Origin of the sequence: Janthinobacterium sp. RA13 (genome assembly GCF_000745325.1) — a bacterium.
In the GTDB taxonomy this organism is placed as follows: Bacteria; Pseudomonadota; Gammaproteobacteria; order Burkholderiales; family Burkholderiaceae_D; genus Janthinobacterium; species Janthinobacterium rivuli.
In genome coordinates, this window is sequence record NZ_JQNP01000001.1 from 717698 (window position 1) to 737877 (window position 20180).

Annotated in this window: 10 protein-coding genes; 5 read left to right on the forward strand and 5 right to left on the reverse strand. The window is 68.1% G+C overall.

Going from position 1 to position 20180, the window contains the following annotated elements; genetic code table 11:
* Positions 1-70: 70 nt before the first annotated feature.
* From FG13_RS03115 to FG13_RS03135, 5 genes are all read right to left on the reverse strand, one after another.
* Positions 71-355, reverse strand: coding sequence for a hypothetical protein (locus FG13_RS03115; protein ID WP_235211651.1), 285 nt, complete (start codon positions 353-355; stop codon positions 71-73).
* Position 356: 1 nt separating this feature from the next.
* Complete coding sequence (locus tag FG13_RS03120; protein ID WP_081922395.1) at positions 357-1220, reverse strand: EAL domain-containing protein; 864 nt, start codon at positions 1218-1220, stop codon at positions 357-359.
* A gap of 88 nt (positions 1221-1308) precedes the next feature.
* The gene (locus tag FG13_RS03125) at positions 1309-2346 is read right to left on the reverse strand and encodes a serine hydrolase domain-containing protein (RefSeq protein ID WP_035818304.1); all 1038 of its coding nucleotides are present in this window, start codon (positions 2344-2346) and stop codon (positions 1309-1311) included.
* Complete coding sequence (locus FG13_RS03130; protein ID WP_051958426.1) at positions 2316-3143, reverse strand: alpha/beta fold hydrolase; 828 nt, start codon at positions 3141-3143, stop codon at positions 2316-2318. Before FG13_RS03130 ends, FG13_RS03125 begins: the two co-directional genes overlap by 31 nt.
* Positions 3140-4156 (reverse strand): M14 family zinc carboxypeptidase, encoded by a 1017-nt coding sequence (locus FG13_RS03135; RefSeq protein WP_035818308.1) that lies wholly within the window; start codon positions 4154-4156, stop codon positions 3140-3142. The genes FG13_RS03130 and FG13_RS03135 overlap by 4 nt, the downstream gene beginning before the upstream one ends.
* A gap of 208 nt (positions 4157-4364) precedes the next feature.
* Here FG13_RS03135 and FG13_RS03140 point away from each other — a divergent pair, with 208 nt between their 5' ends.
* The 5 genes from FG13_RS03140 (at position 4365) to FG13_RS03160 (ending at position 20122) form a co-directional block, all read left to right on the forward strand.
* A complete protein-coding gene (locus FG13_RS03140) occupies positions 4365-5111 on the forward strand; it encodes a hypothetical protein (RefSeq protein ID WP_152598655.1) in 747 nt (248 codons plus the stop codon).
* Positions 5108-5683 (forward strand): RNA polymerase sigma factor, encoded by a 576-nt coding sequence (locus tag FG13_RS03145; RefSeq protein ID WP_051958428.1) that lies wholly within the window; start codon positions 5108-5110, stop codon positions 5681-5683. Before FG13_RS03140 ends, FG13_RS03145 begins: the two co-directional genes overlap by 4 nt.
* An 8-nt stretch (positions 5684-5691) precedes the next feature.
* Complete coding sequence (locus FG13_RS03150; RefSeq protein ID WP_051958430.1) at positions 5692-6666, forward strand: FecR family protein; 975 nt, start codon at positions 5692-5694, stop codon at positions 6664-6666.
* 143 nt (positions 6667-6809) lie between these two features.
* Positions 6810-19415, forward strand: a complete 12606-nt coding sequence (locus FG13_RS03155) for a filamentous haemagglutinin family protein (protein WP_035818316.1) — start codon at positions 6810-6812, stop codon at positions 19413-19415.
* On the forward strand, positions 19412-20122 hold the full coding sequence (locus FG13_RS03160) for an RNA polymerase sigma factor (RefSeq protein ID WP_051958432.1): 711 nt from the start codon (positions 19412-19414) through the stop codon (positions 20120-20122). The genes FG13_RS03155 and FG13_RS03160 overlap by 4 nt, the downstream gene beginning before the upstream one ends.
* Positions 20123-20180 lie beyond the last annotated feature (58 nt).

Below are 20180 nucleotides of genomic sequence, written 5' to 3' on the forward strand. Positions count from 1 at the left end.
CAAAAAAAACGGCGCGCCAGTGATGGCGCGCCGTTTTTGCGTGGGGAGCGGCCATGCCGCCCGTCAGCGATCAGGGGCTGGAGCCCGTGAGTGCCCGCAGTTCGCCGATGGACAGGCCCGATGCCTCGTGCATGCGTATCAGCATGTCGGTATCGAGCGCGGCATTGCCTCTTCTCAGCTTGCTGATCGCAAAGGGCGGCACACCCAGTTCGCGCGCCAGGCAGGCATCATTGCGCAGCCCCATGTAGGCGAGCAGGCGTTCGACCAGCGCCGCGGCATCGTGCGTGTGGACGCTTGTGCCGGCAGCCATGGCATCGGTGGTCAAGATCAGCGGTAATTGCTTCATGTCGCTCATGTCACATCGCCTTCAGTGTCATTGCCATTGCCACGGGCTTGGTCAGTTGACGCTGGATAAACTCTTCGCGCTCCATCGGGCGCGCCAGCGCATAGCCCTGGCCGATATGGCAGCCGATGCCCAGCAAGGCCGCCAGCACCGATTCGTTCTCGATGCCTTCGGCCACCAGCTTGAGATTGAGTCTTTGTGCCAGTGAAATGAGGGTGGCGACGATGGCGTGCGAATGGGCGTTGGTTTCCATGTCGCGAATGAAGGCGCCGTCGATCTTGACTTCATCGAAAGGCATCTTGAACAGGACGTTGAAGGTGGCGGAACCGGCGCCGAAATCGTCGAGCGACAGGGGAAAGCCCTTCGCCCGCAAGGTGTTGAGGCAAGCCGACAGGCACAGTTCGTCGAGCACCGGCAAGTCTTCGGTGACTTCGACTTTGAGCAGCCGCGTCGGCAGGCAGGCATCCCACATTTTTGTGGCAAGCAGATCGGCCATGCCGGGCGTGCACACGGTATCGATCGAGGCGTTGACGGCAACGGGCACGTCGCCACCTTGACGGCGCAGGTGCTGCAACATGGCGATGACTTCCTTGACGACCAGGTCGAACAGCGGCAGATGCAGGCCGAGCCGGTTCACCATGGGAATGAGTACCGACGGCGGCACGCTGCCATGCTGTGGATGGTCCCAGCGCAGCAGCGCTTCCGCGCTGACAACGCGCCGGCTGTGCAAGTCATACTGGGGCTGGTAGACGACACGCAGCCCGTCACCCGAATGGATGGCATGGATGACGTCCGCGTCGCTGGGCACGGTGAAGGGGCGCGCCGGCAGGCGCTGCCTCATCGTGGTGGATGAAAGGGCATACACGGCTGCGCTCATGGCGATTTTCCCGACAGGTTAAGATGGACGAAGTATAGGAACTTCGGCATCCACGGAAAATCGGACTGTTCTGAAAAGCGGCGTGGCTTCAGAGATCGAATGCGCAGCGCATGAAGTCGCGCCGGATGTCGTTGATCCTGTCGAACTCGCGCGTGTAATACAGCTTGTTCGTCAGCAGCATCGCATAGCGGCCGCGCCTCGGGCTGATCCACATGGCCGTGCCCGTAAAGCCCAGGTGGCACCAGACATCGTCTTGTGGCCCGGTGCCTGCCGCCGGGTGCCAGAACAGGCCGCGCGACGGCTGCAGCTCGCCCGTCCGCACCGTCAGCGAATCGCGCACCCAGCCGGCGTCGAATACCTTGCCGTCCGGCGCCAGCATCGCCCGCAGGAAGCGCTCCAGGTCCGGTACGTTGGAAAACAGCCCGGAAATGCCGCACACGCCGCCCAGCAGCCGGGCCGAAAAATCATGCACCACGCCGGCAAGGTGCGCACCCGCCTGCTCGCAATATTCGGTCGGCGCGACCAGCTGGCCGTACCGTGGCGTCACAGGGCCGTAGCCCGTGGCGGCCATGGCCAGCGGTTGCAGCACATGCTCGGCCAGCGCCACGTCCAGCGGCATGCCCAGCAGCCGCTCGATGACCAGGCCGAGGATCAGGGCCGCGCGGTCCGTGTATTCGACAGCCTGGCCTGGCATGCCTTCCAGCGGCTCGCGCAGCACGCCGCGCACGATATCGTCGTACACCTCGCCATAGCTGGCGCGCAGGCGGGCGCGCAGCGGCAAGCCGGCCGTGTGCGTCAGCAGCTGGAAAATCGTGATGGGCGCCAGCGCATAACCTTGGGTGCCGGGCAGTACGTCGGCCAGCCGGCTGTCCAGGCCCAGGCGATTCTGCTTCACCAGCTGGCCGACCAGCGACCAGACGCTGATGATCTTGGTCAGCGACGCGATGTCGAACAAGGTGTCGACTTGCATCGCGGCACTGGACGCCTCGGGCGTGAGCCGCCCGGCCGCGCCTGCCACGCCGTGGTCGACGCTGCCCACGGACCAGGCCGCACCCGGAAAAATCTGTTCATGCACGCCGGCTTCCACCAGCGCCGTCAGTTGGTCCGTATGTTCCGATATTTGCATGATGATTGTGCCGTGTTTATCTTGTCATGCTCTGCCGCTGCCACGCCCAGCCAGCGCGCCACCGATTGCGCCACCCATTGCCCTTCGTCGAGCGGCAGGTCGTGACCGGCGTCGCCGTGGATCAAACAATCGGCTTGCCAGGCGCGCGCCAGACGCTGCGAGCAGCGGTGGTCGACCAATCGGTCCAGCGCGCCGGCCATCACCAGCACGGGCATGGCCGGGCGGATTGCCGGGGCGCGGTAGCGGGCCGCCGACAGCAGCTGGCGCAGCGCGTTGCGGCGGCTGACCGGGTATTGCTGCTGAAAACTGAGCCAGTCGGCCAGCAGCGCGGGGTTGCCGCCAGCATGCCGCTGGCTCGTCAGACGCAGGATCAGCGCTTCCTGGCTACTTTTGTCGCCCAGCAGCAGCTGGCGCAGCAGCGCGCCATAGTTTTGCCAGCGCAGGCGCCGGTAAAACGGACTATATGGCCGCATGCTGGTGTTGAGCAGCACGCACCGGGCGATTTCCTGCGGATAGCGGCTAGCCCATTCCACGGCCACCATGCCGCCCAGGGACAGGGCCAGCAAGTGGTACGGTGCAGCGATGCCGCGCGCCAGCAAGTCTGCGCGGCAGGCTTCCACCATGTCGGCCACGCGGGTGGCGCTGTCCTGCGCGTGGCGCCCGCCATTGCCGGGCAAGTCGGGCGTGACGATGCGGGCGCCGGGCAGGGCGCGCGCCAGGGTGGCGGGAAAGCTGCCCCAGTGGCGCTGTTCGCGCATCAGGCCGCGCAGCAGGATCCAGGTGGGCGAGCCGCTCATGACTCGTACCATTGCGCCAGCGCGCGTCGGCGCTGGGCCTTGCGCAGCAAACCTTCCGGCATCCAGCGGCCGTGGCTGCTGGCGGCGCGCATGAGGAAATCGAACCACACGAGGTGCCGGCGCAGCACGCGCTGCAAGCGGTGCGCGGCCGTGGGGTTGAAGATGCTGACCCGGTTGAACAGCTGGCGCGGGTTTTTCTTGACCCAGCGCCATGAACCCATTTCCAGGGTCAGCGGCAGGAACACGCGCCCGCTGTAGCTGGTGCCGTTCAGGTACAGATAGTCCCACAGGTCTCCGTGCGTGCGGTATTGGCGGCTTTGCGGCTCGAATACATAGTTGTGGTTGGGGTAGCTCTGGCTGAACAGCTCTTCCAGCGCGCCGATCTCGGCCAGGTGCTCGATTGGCACCTGGGTATGCGCGTGGGGAAACCAGATGCGGTCGCGTAAGCCGAAGCCGGAATGGCAATCGAGGGCGATGCTGAACTGGCGCGACAGCAGTTCGCGCTCGACGAGGTCGCACACGGCCTGGCTTTCCACCTCCATCGGCCCCCCGGCCGCGCCGCGGTACCAGGGCAGGCGGGCACTGTAGCGCTGTCCACCGAGCATGAACGGCACTTTTTCGCGTGCGCTCAATGGCGCGTTGCGCATCAGGTCGACGCCCTGCGGATTGCAGCGCGTGGCTTGCCACATACCGCCCGGATTGACCAGCGGCATGAACACGAGGCGCATGCTTTCCAGCTGCTGGTGCAGGGTGGCGTCCCAGCGCAGGCGGGCGATCAGGCTTTCCAGGAAAGACAGGATGACTTGCGTGCCGATGCGTTCGAGGCCGTGGATGCCGCCAAAAAAACCCAGCACGGGCACGTCGGGACTCGGATTGCCCAGCGCAATCGTGTACACGGGAAACTCGCGCCCATCCATGGCGATGCTGCAGGGCGCGGCTACTTCCAGGTGGCTGCCGCCCTCGTCGATGAGGCGCTTCAGCATGACCAGCTCGGGCAGATTCTTTTCGATCATCAGGCGTCTGAAAGGGAGAGTAGCAGCCAGTGTAGCCGAAATAAGCGCCGCGCCCGACGTCCCGTATGGCGAAATTTGCGCACGCCGCTGATGTCACGAAGCCGTCATTTTTTGTGTGTAGGCTATTGCAGTTGATGCAAGAATTGTTACTTGGTAATGCCTTGTTTCCACGCATTTCTCCCTCACACGATAGCGACTCGATAGTGATATGACAGGCAGCCCGGCATCCGTCCATGTGCTAGCGCTGGCGGGATACCTGGTTTTGCTGGGTTTCCTGGCCGCGGTGGGACCGGTGCGGGCGCAGCCGGCCGATGGCGCCGTGCTGCAATTCGATATTGCCGCGCAAAATCTGGGCGACGCGCTCGACCTGTACAGCCGCCGCACGGGCATCGCCGTGCTGATGGACCAGCGCTACGCGCAGCGCCAGTCGGCCGCCGTGCGCGGCGCGTATGCGGCCGGCGCGGCCCTGCAAGCCTTGCTGGAAGGCACGGGCCTGCAATCGCGCCTGTCCGATGCGGAAGCTGTCATCGTGTATGCGCCGGCCGCAGCTTCAGCGGCGGCCACCGCTGCGGACTTGCCGCAGGCGGCCGTCGTGGCCGCCGCCGACATTCCCGGCGCCACGCAGGGCGGCGGCGACCATGCGGCCTATGTCAGCCGCTTGCAGCACGTGCTGCTGGGACTGCTGTGCCGCGCGGCGCAGACGCGTCCCGGCGGCTACCGGCTGGCGCTGCAACTGTATCTGAACCGCGCCGGCGTGGTGGACCGCGTGCACCTGCTCGACAGCACAGGCTTGCGCGCGCGCGACACGGCCATTGCGCGCCTGGTGCTGGGCATGAGAGTGGGCGCCGCGCCGCTGCCGTCGATGCCGCAGCCCGTTTCCATCCTGCTGCTGCCGCAGGGGCCGGGCAGCGAAGTCGATTGCGGCCCCGGCACGACGGCAAGGCTTGCGCCATGAGCATGCCCGACCTGCGCACCAAGCTCAAACGCCACCTCAGTTCGCGCTACGCCGTGCTGCGCTGGCGCCTGGAGCGCGTGGTCGGCTGCAAGCACCATGCGGCCGATGCGCTGCAGGAAACCTGGCTGCGCCTCGAAGCGATGGTGGCGCCTGGCCCGGCCGCCGCGCCCGTCCACAATCCCGACGCCTATCTGCTGCGCATGGCGGCCAATATCGCCACCGACGCGTACCGGCGCGACCGCATCATCGTCACGGAGCGCGAACGCGAAGAACTGATGCACATGGCCGACGAGGCCGGCGACGACATCAGCGACCCGGCGCGCATCGTCTCGGCGCGGCTCGACGTGCAGGCGCTCGACGCTGCGCTGGCAGGCCTGTCGCCGCGCCGCCGCGCCATCCTGACGGCGGCGCGCATCGACGGCATGCTCAATGCGGACATCGCCGAGCGCTTCGGCATTTCCGTGGCGATGGTCAAGAAAGAATTGCAGGCCGCCATGCAACACTGTAAAACGTGCATGGCCGGCGCCGATGCCGCCCAGCGCAGCGATGTGTCGGGCCGGCGTAAATACTGATGAATCCCATGACTGCTTCTGACCGCGATCCACGCGACGTTTTTGAACATACCGACACGGCCATCGACCGGGAAGCCGCCGCCTGGTGGGCGCGGCTGCGTGCCGACGATTTTACGCAGGCCGACGCCGACGCCTTGCGCGCTTGGTGCGCACGCAGCCCCGGCCATGCGCGCGCCTGGCGCGAGCTTCAACAAGTATGGCAGGCGCTCGACCCCGCCTTGACCCGCGCCGCCGTCGCGCCGCAGGGGGAAAACGTGCTGGCGTTCCCGGCGCGCCCCGGCCGGCGGGCGTTTCTCGGTGGCGCGCTGGCGGCCGGCGTGGCCGTGCTGGCTTTGCGTCCACCGCTGGGCGCCTGGCCGTCGCTGCAGGAATTCTCCGCCGACTACCGCACGGGCACGGGCGAGCAGCGGCAAGTGGCCCTGTCGCAGCAGATGACGATACAGATGAATACGCAGACGCGCATCGATGTGCGCGCGCCCGAGTCCATCGAATTGCTGGGCGGCGAGGCGGAAATCCTCGCCAGCGGCGCGCGCCAGCCCGTCACGGTGCTGGCGGGCGCGGGGCGCCTGCTGGCGCAGTCGGCCCGCTTCAATGTGCGCCATACGGACGACGCCGTCTGCGTCACCTGCCTGGCGGGCGCCGTGGAGGTGGTCTGGCGGCAGCGCCGCCACACCCTCGATGCGGGACAGCAACTGGTCTACGACGAGCGGGGCGTGCAGGCGGCCATGGCGGCGCCGGTGGAAGAGGCCAGCGCGTGGCGCACGGGCGCGCTGTCGTTTGTCGGCAAGCCGCTGGCCGATGTCGTCGATGAAATCAACCGCTACCGGCCCGGCCGGGTGGTGTTGCGCAACGCCGAGCTGGGCCGCCGCCTCGTGCGCATGCGTTTTTCCATCGGGCAAATCGATGGCGCGCTGGCGATGATACGCGACCTGTACGGCGCGCAAATGACCAGCCTGCCGGGCGGCATCGTGCTGCTCAGCTGATTCCTGGTTTCCCTGCGGCAGGGGAATCAAAATATTTTTCAAAAAGCATTATCCCTTCCGCCGCCCAGCTACGTCATGGAGGTATGGACGCTTGCGCTACCGCCAGGCTCCGTTCCCTACTCTCTAGCCAGGAAACCATTGCCATGACCAAGTTTCACACTGCCCAGCGCCCAGTCCCAAACGTTGACACGGACGCGCAGCGTACCTCCACGCTGGGCAGCCGCTTGCGGCTCACGCCGCTCGCTTACGCACTGACCACCATGCTGATGGCGGGCGCCTTTGCTACGCCGGCGCGCGCGCAGCAGGCATTCAGCGGCGGCTGGTTCGCGGCCAAGGGCGCGGCGCAAAATACGGCGGCCAACTCGGGCCGGCTGCCGAATGGCCAGCCGCTGCCGCTGGGCAGTCGTCCCGACGGCCAGCAACAGCAAGCAAATCAGCAGTTGCAGCGTTCGCTCAACAACCTGAACCTGGCCGCGCGCGCCATCGCCGCGCAACAAGCATCCCAGGCGCAGGCGCGCCAGGCGGCCGCCGGCGGCGCCAGTGTGCCAAATGGCCTGGCGCAGGGCGGCTTGCAGGTCGACACCAACAGCCTGACGGCCGGCTGGCTCCATGCCCAGGGTCCCGTGCAGACGGTGGCGAACGGCAAGACGGCCGTGGTGGTGCAGCAGACGGCGGACAAGGCCATCCTGAACTGGGAAACGTTTAACGTGGGCAAGGACACGACATTGACGTTCCAGCAGCAAAAGGACTGGGCCGTGCTGAACCGCGTCAACGATCCGCTGGCGCGTCCCAGCCAGATCCAGGGCCAGATCAAGGCCGACGGTACGGTATTGCTGGTCAACCGCAACGGCATCGTGTTTACGGGCACGAGCCAGGTCGACACGCGCAGCCTGGTGGCGGCCGCGGCCCGCATCAGCGACGCGCAATTCCAGAAAAACGGCATCTACAGCCCTGGCACGGCCGGCGCCGCAACGTTCACGGATGCGGCCGGCAAGGTGCAGGTGCAGGCCGGCGCGCGCGTCAGTAGCAATGCGCCCAAGGGCAGCACGGAAGGCGGTGGTTACGTGATGCTGCTGGGGACAGAGGTCCACAATGGGGGCGAGATCAATACGCCCAAGGGCCAGGCCCTGCTGGCCGCCGGCGACGGTTTTAGCATCAAGAAGGGCGTGGGCACGGATGGCAATCCGCTGTCGACCACGCGCGGTAGCGAAGTCACGCCGCAGTTCGCGGCCGGCAGCACGGCGGGCAAGGTCGTCAACACGGGCCTGATACAGGCGCGTGAAGGCGATGTCACGCTGGCGGGCCGCGACGTGCGCCAGGAAGGCGTGCTGCTCGCCACCACCACGGCCGCCACGCGCGGCACGGTCCACCTCAACGCCCTGGGCAGCGACGCTGCCGTCACCGTGGGACGCGGCGCCACCACGGCCATCCTCGTCGAGGACGACGGCAAGACGATGGCGCTCGACAGCCAGCGCGACGCCATGCGCGGACCGGCCGTGTCGGCGGAACAGAATATCTCGCTCGTCAATGACCGCCGCGACCAGTCGCGCATCGAGATCGGCAGCGCCGGCACGGTGGAATTGCTCGCCGATTCGCTGACCCTGGCCACGGGCGGCCAGATCGCCGTGAATGCGGCCAGCCGCAGCCTGTTACGCGACGGGGCGCAGCTTGACGTGTCCGGCGCCGTCGGCGTCAAGGTGGCGATGGCGGCCAACAATATCGAGATCAATGTGCAGGGCAACGAGCAGCGCGATGCGCCTGTCAACCGCGACGGCAAGGCCCTGATCAACAACAGCATCTGGGTCGACCGCCGCAAGCTGGTGTTCGTACCGAAAGGCACGAATGGCTACGACAGCGACCGCTGGTACACGGCCGGCGGCTTGCTGGAAGTGGCCGGTTATCTGGGCACGCAGGGGCACTCCGTCAGCGAATGGATGGGGCAGGGCGGCACGGTGAGCTTCGGCGGCAAGGATGTCGTCACGCAGCTTGGCTCCAGCATCAATCTGTCCGGCGGCACCCTGGACGTGCAGACGGGCGCGTTGCGCCAGACCTGGCTGAAAGGCGCGGACGGCAAGCTGTACGAAGCGGGCAGCGCACCGGCCGACTTGCCGTACGCGGGCGTGTACAAGGGTTACGAGGAAGAACATGCGCGCTGGGGCAAGGAAGCCAGCGCTTTCTACGCCAACCCCCTGATCGCCGCACAAAAGCGCCTGGAAAACGGCTACACGGTGGGCCGCGACGCGGGCAAGCTGGTGGTTGCCACGGGGTCGGCCGTGCTGGAAGGAGCGATTGCGGGCGATGTCTTCCAGGGCGAGCGCCAGAGCCAGGCGCCGCAGGCGCTGCTGGACGGCTACCAGCAGTCGCAACTGGCGGCAGCGCAGCGGGGCCAGCTGGTCGTCGGCGAGTATCAGGCCATGTTCGACAAGCGCACGGGCGTGCTGCAGCATGCGCTGTCGGCCGTCATGGACGAAGTGCGCCTGACGCGGGTGCAGGACGGCATCGCCGCCGGCCTCGATGTGACAGGCGCGCTGGAGCCGGAGCGCCAGGGCCGGCTGCTGCTCGACACCAATTTGCTCAACAGCCAGCAACTGGGCGCCATCCGCATCGCCGCCAAGGGCGCGATCACCGTCGACAGCGCGCTGCAAGTGGCCGACGGCGGCAACATCACCCTGTTCGGCAAGGATGTGGCCATCAATAGCAGCCTGCGCAGCCATGGCGGCAGCATCCTGGCCGGCAATGTGCTGAACCAGATTGGCGCGCTGGGCATGGCTGACACTGTCGTCAATCCGGGCGTGTCGCCGGGCACGTTGTTGCTGGCCGATGGCGTGACCCTCGATACGAGTGGTCTGCTCAGCAACGTGCTGCGCGATCCGCTGGCCGCCGCCGGCTTGCCGTACCTGAACGGCGGCACGGTATCGTTGCGCGCGTTTGGCGACGTGCGCATTGGCAATGGCAGCCTGATCGACGTGAGCTCGGGCGCGGCCATCCTGTCGCAGGCGAAACAGCAGGGCGGCAAGGGCGGTAACGTGGCCCTGGCCAGCTATGGGCCGGAAGCCGACCTGGTGCTGGGCGAGGGCGCGCAAGTGCGCGGCCATGGCGTGGCGGGTGGCGGCAAGCTGGAATTGCAGGCCAACAAGATCCTGGTCGGCCAAGCCGATACCGGACAGAAAGGTACCCTGCAGCTGGAGGGCGACTTCTTCGACAAGGGTTTTTCCAGCTACAGCCTGCTCGGCAAGCAGGGCGTGACGGTGGCGGACGGCGCGCAGGTTGACGTGCGCATGCCCGTGCTGCGCGTGGTGGACAATGAAAAACTGGCCCTGTGGACGCCGGAACAGGTCACGGAAAACGCCGTCAAGGGCACCTTGACGCAGCGCAAGGGCGCCAGCCTGGCCCTGCAGGTGGGCGACGTGCAGTCCGATGCGGCCGACATGGCCAGCGCCGAGTTGCTGGTCGGCAAGGGCGCCGTGGTGAATGTCGATGCGGGCCAGTCGATCAAGCTGTCCAGCGTGGGCCAGCTGACGGTGGAAGGGCGGCTGAACGCCTGGGGCGGCAAGATCAGCCTCGGCGGCGTGGGCGTCGCCGTGAATGTGTCCGAAGCGGTGGAAGCGGCCGGCCATGGCCGCTCCCTGTGGATAGGCGAAAATGCCGTGCTCGACGTGGCCTCGCGCGCCGTCACGGCCACGGACGTGCAGGGCCGGCGCTACGGCAAGGTGCTCGATGGCGGCAGCATCGTCATCGGCGGCGAGATCGACCATGCGCAGGGCAGCACGTCGGCGGCTAGCCTGTTCGTCGTCGTGCGCGACGGCGCCGTGCTGGACGCTTCGGGCGCGCATGCGGTGCTCGATGTGAACGGCGCGGCCATCGACGTGGCCAGCGCGGGCGGCAGCATCGCGCTGGCGTCGAACAATGGCTTGTACCTCGATGGCCTGTTGCTGGCCCGGGCGGGCGGCGCGGGCGCGGCGGGCGGCAGCCTGTCCGTCGCCACGGGCACCCCCGTCTACCTGAAAGTGCTGGCCACGGACAAGGTGCTGCAGGGGCGCCAGCTGGCCGTGACGCAACGCCAGGGCGCCAGCGACCTGGCTGAACACGTGAACGCTCGGGATGCGGCGGCAACGCTGCAGTACGGCCACGGCCGTTTTTCCGTCGAGCAAGTGGAAGCGGGCGGCTTCGGCAGCCTGGCCCTGCTGGGCGCCGCCTCCTTCGATGGCGACGTGTCGCTGAATCTGCAGCAAAGCTTCCAGCTGTACGGCGCGCCCGTGCTGACACCAGGCAGCAAGCCCGGCGCGAAGGTCAGCATCGCGGCACCGTACGTGCGCCTGGCCAGCATCAAGCCGGCCGGCAAGGATTTCTATGTCACGCCAGGCACGGCCGGGGAGTCGCCGATGGCCGGCCAGGTCAGCATCGCGGGCGACCTGATCGATGTGCGCGGCCTGGTCAATATCGTTGCCGACGACGTGCGCCTGAGCAGCCGCGGCGACTTGCGCTTCCTGCTGTCCCCGCTGGGCTGGGGCGGCGCGGAGGCGACGACGGTGCTGTCCTCGCCGGGCGACATGACCCTCAGTGCAGCCCAGCTGTATCCGGAAACGGGCGCCGGCGCCGCCGTACGCGTCGGCTACGGCCGCGTCGATGGAACGTTTGGCTACGACCCGGCGCGCAGCCTGCGCATCGCCCGCACGACGGACAGCGTGCCGGCCATGCCGTATTCCGCCTTCGGCTCGCTGGAACTGGAGGCCGCGCATATCGAGCAGGGCGGCGTGGTGCGTGCGCCGCTGGGGCGCCTGGCGATCGGCGCTGCCCGCTATGAAAATGACAAGAGCCTGAGCGTCAATCTGCTGGCCAACAGCATCAGCTCCGTCAGCGGCGCCGGCCTGGTCATGCCGTATGGCGGCACGGTCGATGGCCAGAGCTGGAACGTGGATGGCAAGCTGGCCACCTTCATGGGCGTGGGCGGCTTCAATGCGCAGGGCGGCTTGCGCGTCGGCGTGGAAATGGCCGGCGTGGCCGTGCAGGTGCAGCCGGGCGCGCTGCTCGACCTGTCGGGCGGCGGCGAACTGACGGGCGCCGGCTTCATCGCGGGCCGCGGCGGTTCCACCGATGCGCGCTACCACCCGCTGGCGCAAGTGAATGCGAACGGCGGTTTCATCCTGCCGGGCCTGGCGACGAATCCCGTGTACGCCATCGTGCCCGGTGTGCAGGCGCCGCAAGCGCCTTCGGGCGCCGCCGATGCGGCCATCGGCCGGCAGGTGACGATAGGCAACGGCGTGCCTGGCCTGGCGGCCGGCACCTACACCCTGATGCCGTCGACCTACGCCTTGCTGCCGGGCGCCTTCCGCGTGGAACTGAACGGCCTGGCGGGGCAGGGTAGCGCCGGTACGCTGGCGCAGCCGCTGCGCAACGGTTCCTGGGCCGCGCCCGGCACCTTGTCGATCGCCGGCACGGACATCCGCGCGCCGCTGGCCAGCCAGCTGATCATCACGCCGGCCAAGGTCGTGCGCACGTATTCCCAGTACAACGAAATGGGTTATGCCGCGTTCGCCCTGGCCGATGCGCAAACGCGGGGCATTCCCCGCGCGATGCTGCCGGCCGATGCGAAAACGCTCAAGCTGAACCTGGCGCCCGGCGGCGGCCTGGAGACGTTCCAGTTCCACGGCACGGGCAAGTTCGCCGCGGCCGAGGGCGGCTATGGCGGCACCGTGGTGCTGATGTCGAGCAATACCTCCGCTGGCGAGATCGAGCTCCTCGCGGATGGCGCGCCGGCCAGCGGTGACGCGAAACAGGTCAGCATACGCACTTCCAGTTTGAACAATATCGGCGCGGCCCGCATCGTGGTGGGCAATGCGCCCACGGTGGAATATGGCCAGGGCGGCAATTACGTGAACTTCGGCGTCCAGTCGGCGCGCGCCATTTACCTGCGCGCCGGCGCCGTCCTGTCGGCGCCCGAAGTATTCCTCGTCGCCCAGGATCCGGGCAATTCTGAACTGGGCGACGGCGTGATCGATATCGCGCCCGGCGCCGGCATCAACACCCTGGGACGCGGCAAGGCGGCCTACGACGCCAACGATGGCTTCATCTACCAGAGCCGCCCGGACGTGCACGTGCTGGCCGCGTCGAACGGCTTGCTCAACGTGGCGCCCGTCAGCGGCGCGACGCGCGGCGGCATCCGCATCGGCATGTGCGCCGACGCTTGCGCGGGCAGCGGCACGGCCAGCCTGTACTCGGAAGGCACCTTGCTGCTGGCGACCAGCGGCAGCTTCCAGCTCGACGACACGGCCCGCTACGGCACGCGCAACCTGAGCCTGGCTGTGGGCGCCATCAATATCGGCTCGAACGAGGCGCTGGCGGCGGCCCAGGCCAGCGGCACGCGTCCCGCCGGACTGACCCTGAACCAGGGCCTGCTGGACCGTTTGCTGCGCGGCGACACCAGCACGGGCGCGCCGGCACTGCAGGCGCTGATGTTGAACGCCGCCGACAGCGTCAATTTTTATGGCGACGTGGTGCTCGACACCTACGACAAAGTCAGCGGAAAATCGAACCTGGAGCGCCTGGTGCTGACCACGCCGGCCATGTATGGCCAGGGCGGTGCCGGCACGGTGGCGACCATCCGCACGGCCAACCTGATCTGGGGCGGGGCCCTGTCGGCGCCCGGCAATGTGATCGCGCATGGCGCCGGCACGGGCAGCGGCACCCTGAACCTGGAGGCCGAACGCATCGATTTCGGCTTCGGCCCCTTCACACAGCCGGCCGGTGTCGCCACCTTCGACCGCCTGGCGCTGGGTTTTGGCACCGTCAACCTGAAAGCCTCGGGCCAGGTCACGGCCAACCACAAGGGCAGCCTGTCCGTCTACCAGGCGCAGGGCGCGTATGAAACGGGCAAGGGCTTCCGGTACAGCGGCGGCAACCTGAACATCAGCACGCCGCTGCTGACGGGCGAGGCCGGCTCGTCGCACAGCTACACGGCGGGCGGCGCGCTGGCCGTGACGGCGCCGGCCGGCGCGCCAGCCCCTTTCGCCAAAACTAACGCGGCGCTGGGCGCCCAGCTGGCCTTGAACGGCGACAGCGTGACGGTGGCGACAGCCGTGGTGCTGCCGAGCGGCAAGCTCACCGTCAACGCGCAGCACGACATCAGCGTGGCCGACGCTGCGCGCATCGACATGGCGGGCCGCAAGAGCACCTTCTTCGACGTTGATAAATACAGCTGGGGCGGTGACGTGGTCCTGGACAGCCGCGCCGGCGATATCCGCGCAGCTGCCGGCAGCGTGCTCGACCTGTCGGCCGAGAACAACCGCGCCGGCAGCCTGAAGGCCGTAGCCCTCGATGGCGCGGCCGGCATGGTGGAGCTGCAAGGCAAGATATTGGGCGGCGCCAGCGGCAGCTACGACGCGGGCGGCACCGTGGTGCCGTACAAGCTGGGCAGCGTGGACGTGCGTGCGCAAACCCTGGGCCCAAGTGGCACCCTGGACAGCCAGTTCGCGTCGCTGAACAAGCGCCTGAGCGAAGGCGGCGTGACGGGCGCACGCAGCTTCCAGCTGAAACAGGGTGACCTGACGATAGGTAACGAAATCAAGGCTGGCGAAGTGCAGGTATCCGTCGATAACGGCCGCCTCACCGTTGCTGGCACCATCGACGCCAGCGGCGAGCGCGTGGGCAGCATCCGCCTGGCCGGCAAGCATGGCGTCACCCTGGCCGGCAACGCCGTGCTCGATGCGCACGGCACCGTCTTGCGCGTCGACAGCTATGGCAAGATCATCGACAGTCCAAACCGCGCCACGGTGGAACTGAACGGGGGCGAGGGCACATTGGACCTGGCCGGTGGCGCGCAGATCGACGTGCGCCACGGCACGGCCGCCGTGCTTGGCAAGGGCAAGGGCGAATACGACGGCGCCACGCGCGGCACGGTGGAACTGAGCGCGCCGCGCCTGGGCAGCGGCGGTTCCCGCACGGACGCAGACGCGGCCACCTTCGGCGACGTCGCCATCGCCAGCGGCAGCGGTTTTACCATCCGCGGCGCGAAATCGATCGCCATCAACGCCATGCAGCGCTACGACGATGCGGCTTATGCCACGGACCTGTCGGCCAGTGGCCGCCCGTATCAGGTGGTCAACCAGGCATACCTCGACAGCAAGCATGCGGACAGCACGGCGTTTATCAATGCGGCGCTGGCCAACACGAACTTGCGCAACAGCAAGCTGGCGGGCTTTAACACGGCCGCGTATGCCGAGGCGCTGCACTTGCGTCCCGGCGTCGATATCGTCAGCAAGACGCCAGACGGCGACCTGGTGGTGCAGGGCGACCTGGATTTGTCGGGCATGCGCTATGCCAGCCTGAACCCGCGTTTTCAAGTAACGAATGCGCGCGGCTCTGGCGAGGTGGGCAGCCTGCTGCTGCGCGCCGGCGGCGATTTGAATATCTATGGCAGCATCAATGACGGCTTCGCGCCGCCGCCGTCCACGCAGGACGACAAGGGCTGGTTGCTGTTGCCGGGGCGAGACATCAACGGCAGCGACGTCATCGTGCCGGGCACGGGCGTGACCCTGGCCGACGGCACCATTTTCCCGGGCGGCGTCACACTCAATTACGACGTGCCCGTCAAGGCGCTGAGTTTCCGCGCCAACACGCGCCTGCCCGTGGACGTGGTCCTGAACCAGGTGCTCACCTTGCCGGCCGGCACGGTCCTGGCGGCTGCCGTGCGCGACAGCGCTGGCAATGTCGTCCACGCGGCGGGTACCTTGCTGGCCACGGAACAGACCTTTACTGCCGGCATGCGGCTCGACGCGGGCAGCGTGGTCGCGCAAATGGTCAAGGTGCGCGCCATGACCTGGCCGAAAGGCGTTGCCTTGCCGGGCTTGCTGGGCGAGCGCAACGTGGTCACCCTCAGTGGCAAAGTGGAGCTGCCCGTCGGCGCGCTGATCCCGAACGGCACCGACGTCAAGCTGCTGCCCGGCGTGACGTCCATCGCATTGCGCCCGGAAGTGGCGGGGCGCCAGGGCGCGCTGTGGGCCATCGCACCGATGCTGGCCGAAGGTTCGCAATCGTGGGGCATGCGACTGGCGGCCGGCGCCGACCTGGAGGCGGCCGACACGCGCAGCGTGCAGGCGCATCCGGCCCACGGCACCCTGCGCCTGGCCGACAGCCATTACGGCATGTATGGCGTCATGATCCCGCCGAAGGGCGTGCAGCACTGGACGCAGGCGGCGCAGGAGCTGGGCGAGCGCGAGGGCATCGTCGGCATCGTGGCGGGCGAACCGATCACCGAGGAATTCATCAGCCAGTTCGGCCAGACCGTGGCGGAGTTCTGCGCTGGCGACGCCAGCATGTGCGTGCTGAAGCTGGCCTATGTATGGACCAAGGCCGGCGCCGAAGAATTCGCCGACCCGAGCGTGAAGGCGGGCGACGTGGTCGACCTGGCCGGCCTGGGCTGGCCCACCATGTGCGAGGAAAACCCCACCTGGTGCGGCACCTCCAACCCCACCTTCGACAACAAGGCGTCCAGCCTGCGCTACAGCGTGCTGCGCACGGGCACGGGCGACCTGGACCTCGTCAGCGGCGGCGACTTGCGCATGGATAGCCTGTACGGCGTGTACACGGCCGGCATGTCGTCGGTGGCGACGGCGGCGGGCGACCCGTACAACCTGCCGCGCGCGCGCAATCTGGACGGCACGGTGTTGTCCAACCCCGATGGCGCGCATGAGCGCCTGGTCGATGGCGGCGCAGACAGTCTCTACCGCGCCTGGTATCCGGACCAGGGCGGCAATCTGCTGCTGCGGGTGGCTGGCGACCTGAGCGGCTCGCTGGTCGGCGGGGCTGCCGCCACCAACGGGCGCCCCGTCAGCAAGGATGGCCCCGGCGATTCGGTGGCGGTGGGCAACTGGCTGTGGCGCCAGGGCAGCGGCGGCGTGGCCACAGGCGGTCCGGCCCAGCCGACGGCGTGGTGGATCAATTTCGGCAGCTATGTGGGCCGCGATGCCCTGGCCGATACCGTGCTGGGCTTTACGGGCTTCGGCACCCTGGGCGGCGGCAATGTGCGCGCCGACGTGGCCGGCGATGCGGGCGTGCTGGCGCCGAAGGTTGCCACCGTCTTCAACACCAACATCAATCCGCGCTCGCAGGGCTTGCTGCTGGCCGTGGGCAGCACGGGCCGCGTGCTGGCCGACGGCAGCCTGCAACTGACGGGCGGCGGCGACCTGGACCTGCGCGTGGGCGGCGGCCTCAATCCGGCCAGCCAGTCCGGCGGCGGCCACTTGAATGGCGCGCTGGCCGACTTGCGCGGCCACGTGGAGGTAGCCGCTGCCCAGCTGGGCAAGGTCGCGCTGCAGTACGGCACGCGCGCTACCGACCACGTGCCGCTGGAAACGCGCGCCTTCGACGCCTTCCGCGCCACCCGCGCCACGCCGCAGGGCGGCATGACCCTGGTGCCCGGCGACGCCACTTTCAATGTGGCCACCCTGGGCGACCAGGTGCTGCAGGATGTGGCCGACCCCGGCCGCGTACCGATGTTCAACGCCGCGTCGTATACGAGCGCGGCGGGCGAAGCGGGCGCCGGCTACAGCTGGTTCAGCCTGTGGACGCCGCGCACGGCGCTCGACCTGTTTTCCGCCGGCGGCAACATGACGCCGCTGACCGCGCCGATCGGCACGGCCACCGACCTGGCCGTCGTCTATCCCTCTATCGTGCGGGCCGCGGCCGCGAATGGCAGCTTGTACTATGGCAAGACCATCACGGACTGGGGTGGCGCGACCGCGTATGCCGATCCTTTGCTGCTGGCGCCGTCGCCAAACGCCCAGCTGGAATGGCTGGCCGGCGATTCCATCTATGCGGGCGGCTACGCCGTCAGCCAGTCCGGCGCGGCCGCCGACAGCATGGCCACGCCGTTCAAGCCAGCCTTCGAGGCCTGGAACCTCAGGCCCGGCAGCCAGACTGCCCTGGGCGGCAATGTTTCGAGCACGGGCGTGCCGTCGTCGCAGTGGAACGCTCCGCTGTTCGCCTTCGGACCCGATTCCGCCGCCGGTCCGGCCAACAGCGGCACGCAAGCGGCGCGCATCTACGCCGTGAAGGGCGATCTGATCGGCGTCAATAGCGGCCGCATGGTCGCGTTCTACGATGCCAAACACGCAGGCGTCACCTGGTACGAGGGGGCGCAACCGGTGTGGATGAAGGCGGGCCGCGATATCGTCGGCAGCGGCACGGCGCTGCTGGAAGCCATCGACGGCACGGGCGGTGGCGACATGATGTTCCGCAATTACAGCAACCTGTTCGTGCACAACAACGCGTTCGACGTGTCGGTGGTCTCGGCCGGACGCGACATACTCAATAGCTCTTTCAACGTGGCCGGCCCCGGCACGCTCGACATCAGCGCCGGACGCAATATATTGATGCAGGACAAGGGCAGCGTCGTCAGCCTCGGCCCCGTCGTCGCGGGAGACAAGCGCCCGGGCGCCGGCATCGCCATGCAGGCCGGCGTGGGCGCGGCGGGCCTCGACTACCTGCGCTTCGTCAAGCCCTATCTTGACCCGGCGAACGTGGCGCAGTCGGGCGTGCCGCTGGCCGACCAGGCCGGCAAGGTGGTGAAAGCGTACGACGGCGAACTGGCCACCTGGCTCGGTGAACGCTACGGCTTCAAGGGCACGCCTGCCGAGGCGCTGGCCTACTTCCTGGCCTTGCCGGCACCGCAGCAGCGCGTGTTTGCCCGCAATGTGTATTTTGCGGAACTGAAGGCGGGCGGGCGCGAGTACAACGATGCGGACAGCGCGCGTTACGGCAGCTTCCTGCGCAGCCGCAACGCCATCGCGGGCCTGGCGCCGGCCACGGACGCGAACGGCAAGGCGATTGCCTATACGGGCGACATCATCATGTACCGCGGCCTGTATTCCAAGTGGAACGACGGCGAGCAGCGCAGGGATTACTTCCCCCGCAGCGGCTACGTGCACACCAACTTCGGCGGCGGCATCCAGATGCTGACGCCGGGCGGCAAGCAGGTGCTGGGCATTGAAGGCGAGGCGCCGCCGTCGACCTCGGGCGTCATCACCAAGGGCGGCGGCAACATCGACCTGTTCTCGCAAGGCAGCATTTTGCTGGGCCAGAGCCGCATCATGACGACGTTCGGCGGCGATATCCTCGGCTGGTCCTCGCAAGGCGACATCAACGCGGGCCGCGGCTCGAAGTCGACCATCGTCTACACGCCGCCCAAGCGCGTGTATGACAACTGGGGCAACGTGACCCTGTCGTCCGACGTGCCGAGCACGGGCGCCGGCATCGCCACCCTGGCGCCGATCGCGGAAGTACCGGCCGGCGACGTGGACTTGCTGGCCCCGCTGGGCACCATCGATGCGGGCGAGGCGGGCATCCGCGTGTCGGGCAACGTCAACCTGGCCGCGCTGACCGTGATGAACGCGGCGAATATCCAGGTCAAGGGAGAAGCGAAGGGCATGCCGGCGGTGGCGTCCGTCAACGTGGCCGCCATGACGAACGCCAGCGCGGCCGCCACGCAGGCGACGGCCGCCGCCCAGGACGTGGTGCAGCGCGAACGCGCCGCCACCCGTTCCGCGCAGCCATCGGTGTTTACGGTGCGCGTGCTGGGCTTTGGCAATGACGCACCGCCCGACAGCGCGCAAGCGGCGCCGCAGGACGGCGCGCGCATCGAGGCGGCCGACTACAACCCGCGCAGCGCCGTGCGCGTGCTGGGCCTGGGCACGCTGCCGGAATCGGCCACGCGCCAGCTGACGGCGCAAGAGCGCAGCAGGTTGTCGCCATGATGGCCGGCGTGGTGAGTATGGCTGCTGCCTTGCCCCTGCGCATGGCTGGCATGGCCTGGTACCGGCCCGCCATCCGGCCCCGTTTGCAGGCGGCCAACGACGTGGCGCCAGGGCAGGGCGCGCAACTGCAGGCTGTGCTGGAAAGCAATTACGCGGCCCTGCACCGGCGCCTGGCGCGCCACCTGGGCTGTGCCGAGCTGGCAAGCGACAGCCTGCACGACGCCTGGCTGCGCCTGGGCGCGCTGGCGGCCGGGGACGGGGCTGCGCTGGCGCTCAACCCTGTCGCCTATGTTTTCCGCGTGGCGTGCAATGCGGCCATGGACAGCCTGCGCCGCAACCGCGCCTGGCTATATGCGGACGAGGGCGATGGAGGTGGCGCTGGCGCCGCCGGCCTCGTCGATTTCCTCGCCGATACGGCGGCCGGGCCGGAACGCCTGGCCGAGCTGCAGGCCGACGTGCGGCGTCTGGCGCAGGCCGTCGACTTGCTGCCGCGGCGCCATCGGCAAGTGCTCGAAGCGCTGCGCGTGGACGAGCTGACCCGCCAGGAAGTGGCCGAGCGGCACGACATGTCGCTGCGCAACGTCGATACGGCCTTGCGCCAGGCGCTCGACCATTGCGCCCGCCACACGGGCTACGCGGCACAGGGCGGCGTCGGCACGACCCGGCGCGGCTTGAGGCTGAACGTTCGTTCGCGTACAGACGCGTAAACATCCGGGCGTCAGACTGGTGCTTCGGGCCTGCATGCGCCCACCCAGCCAGTCCACA

Coding starts and splice junctions, on each gene's coding strand:
- FG13_RS03125 (WP_035818304.1), bottom strand. CDS start 2,346: ATGCAAATATCGGAACATACGGACCAACTGACGGCGCTGGTGGAAGCC.
- FG13_RS03120 (WP_081922395.1), bottom strand. CDS start 1,220: ATGAGCGCAGCCGTGTATGCCCTTTCATCCACCACGATGAGGCAGCGC.
- FG13_RS03160 (WP_051958432.1), top strand. CDS start 19,412: ATGATGGCCGGCGTGGTGAGTATGGCTGCTGCCTTGCCCCTGCGCATG.
- FG13_RS03140 (WP_152598655.1), top strand. CDS start 4,365: ATGACAGGCAGCCCGGCATCCGTCCATGTGCTAGCGCTGGCGGGATAC.
- FG13_RS03135 (WP_035818308.1), bottom strand. CDS start 4,156: ATGATCGAAAAGAATCTGCCCGAGCTGGTCATGCTGAAGCGCCTCATC.
- FG13_RS03150 (WP_051958430.1), top strand. CDS start 5,692: ATGACTGCTTCTGACCGCGATCCACGCGACGTTTTTGAACATACCGAC.
- FG13_RS03145 (WP_051958428.1), top strand. CDS start 5,108: ATGAGCATGCCCGACCTGCGCACCAAGCTCAAACGCCACCTCAGTTCG.
- FG13_RS03155 (WP_035818316.1), top strand. CDS start 6,810: ATGACCAAGTTTCACACTGCCCAGCGCCCAGTCCCAAACGTTGACACG.
- FG13_RS03115 (WP_235211651.1), bottom strand. CDS start 355: ATGAGCGACATGAAGCAATTACCGCTGATCTTGACCACCGATGCCATG.
- FG13_RS03130 (WP_051958426.1), bottom strand. CDS start 3,143: ATGAGCGGCTCGCCCACCTGGATCCTGCTGCGCGGCCTGATGCGCGAA.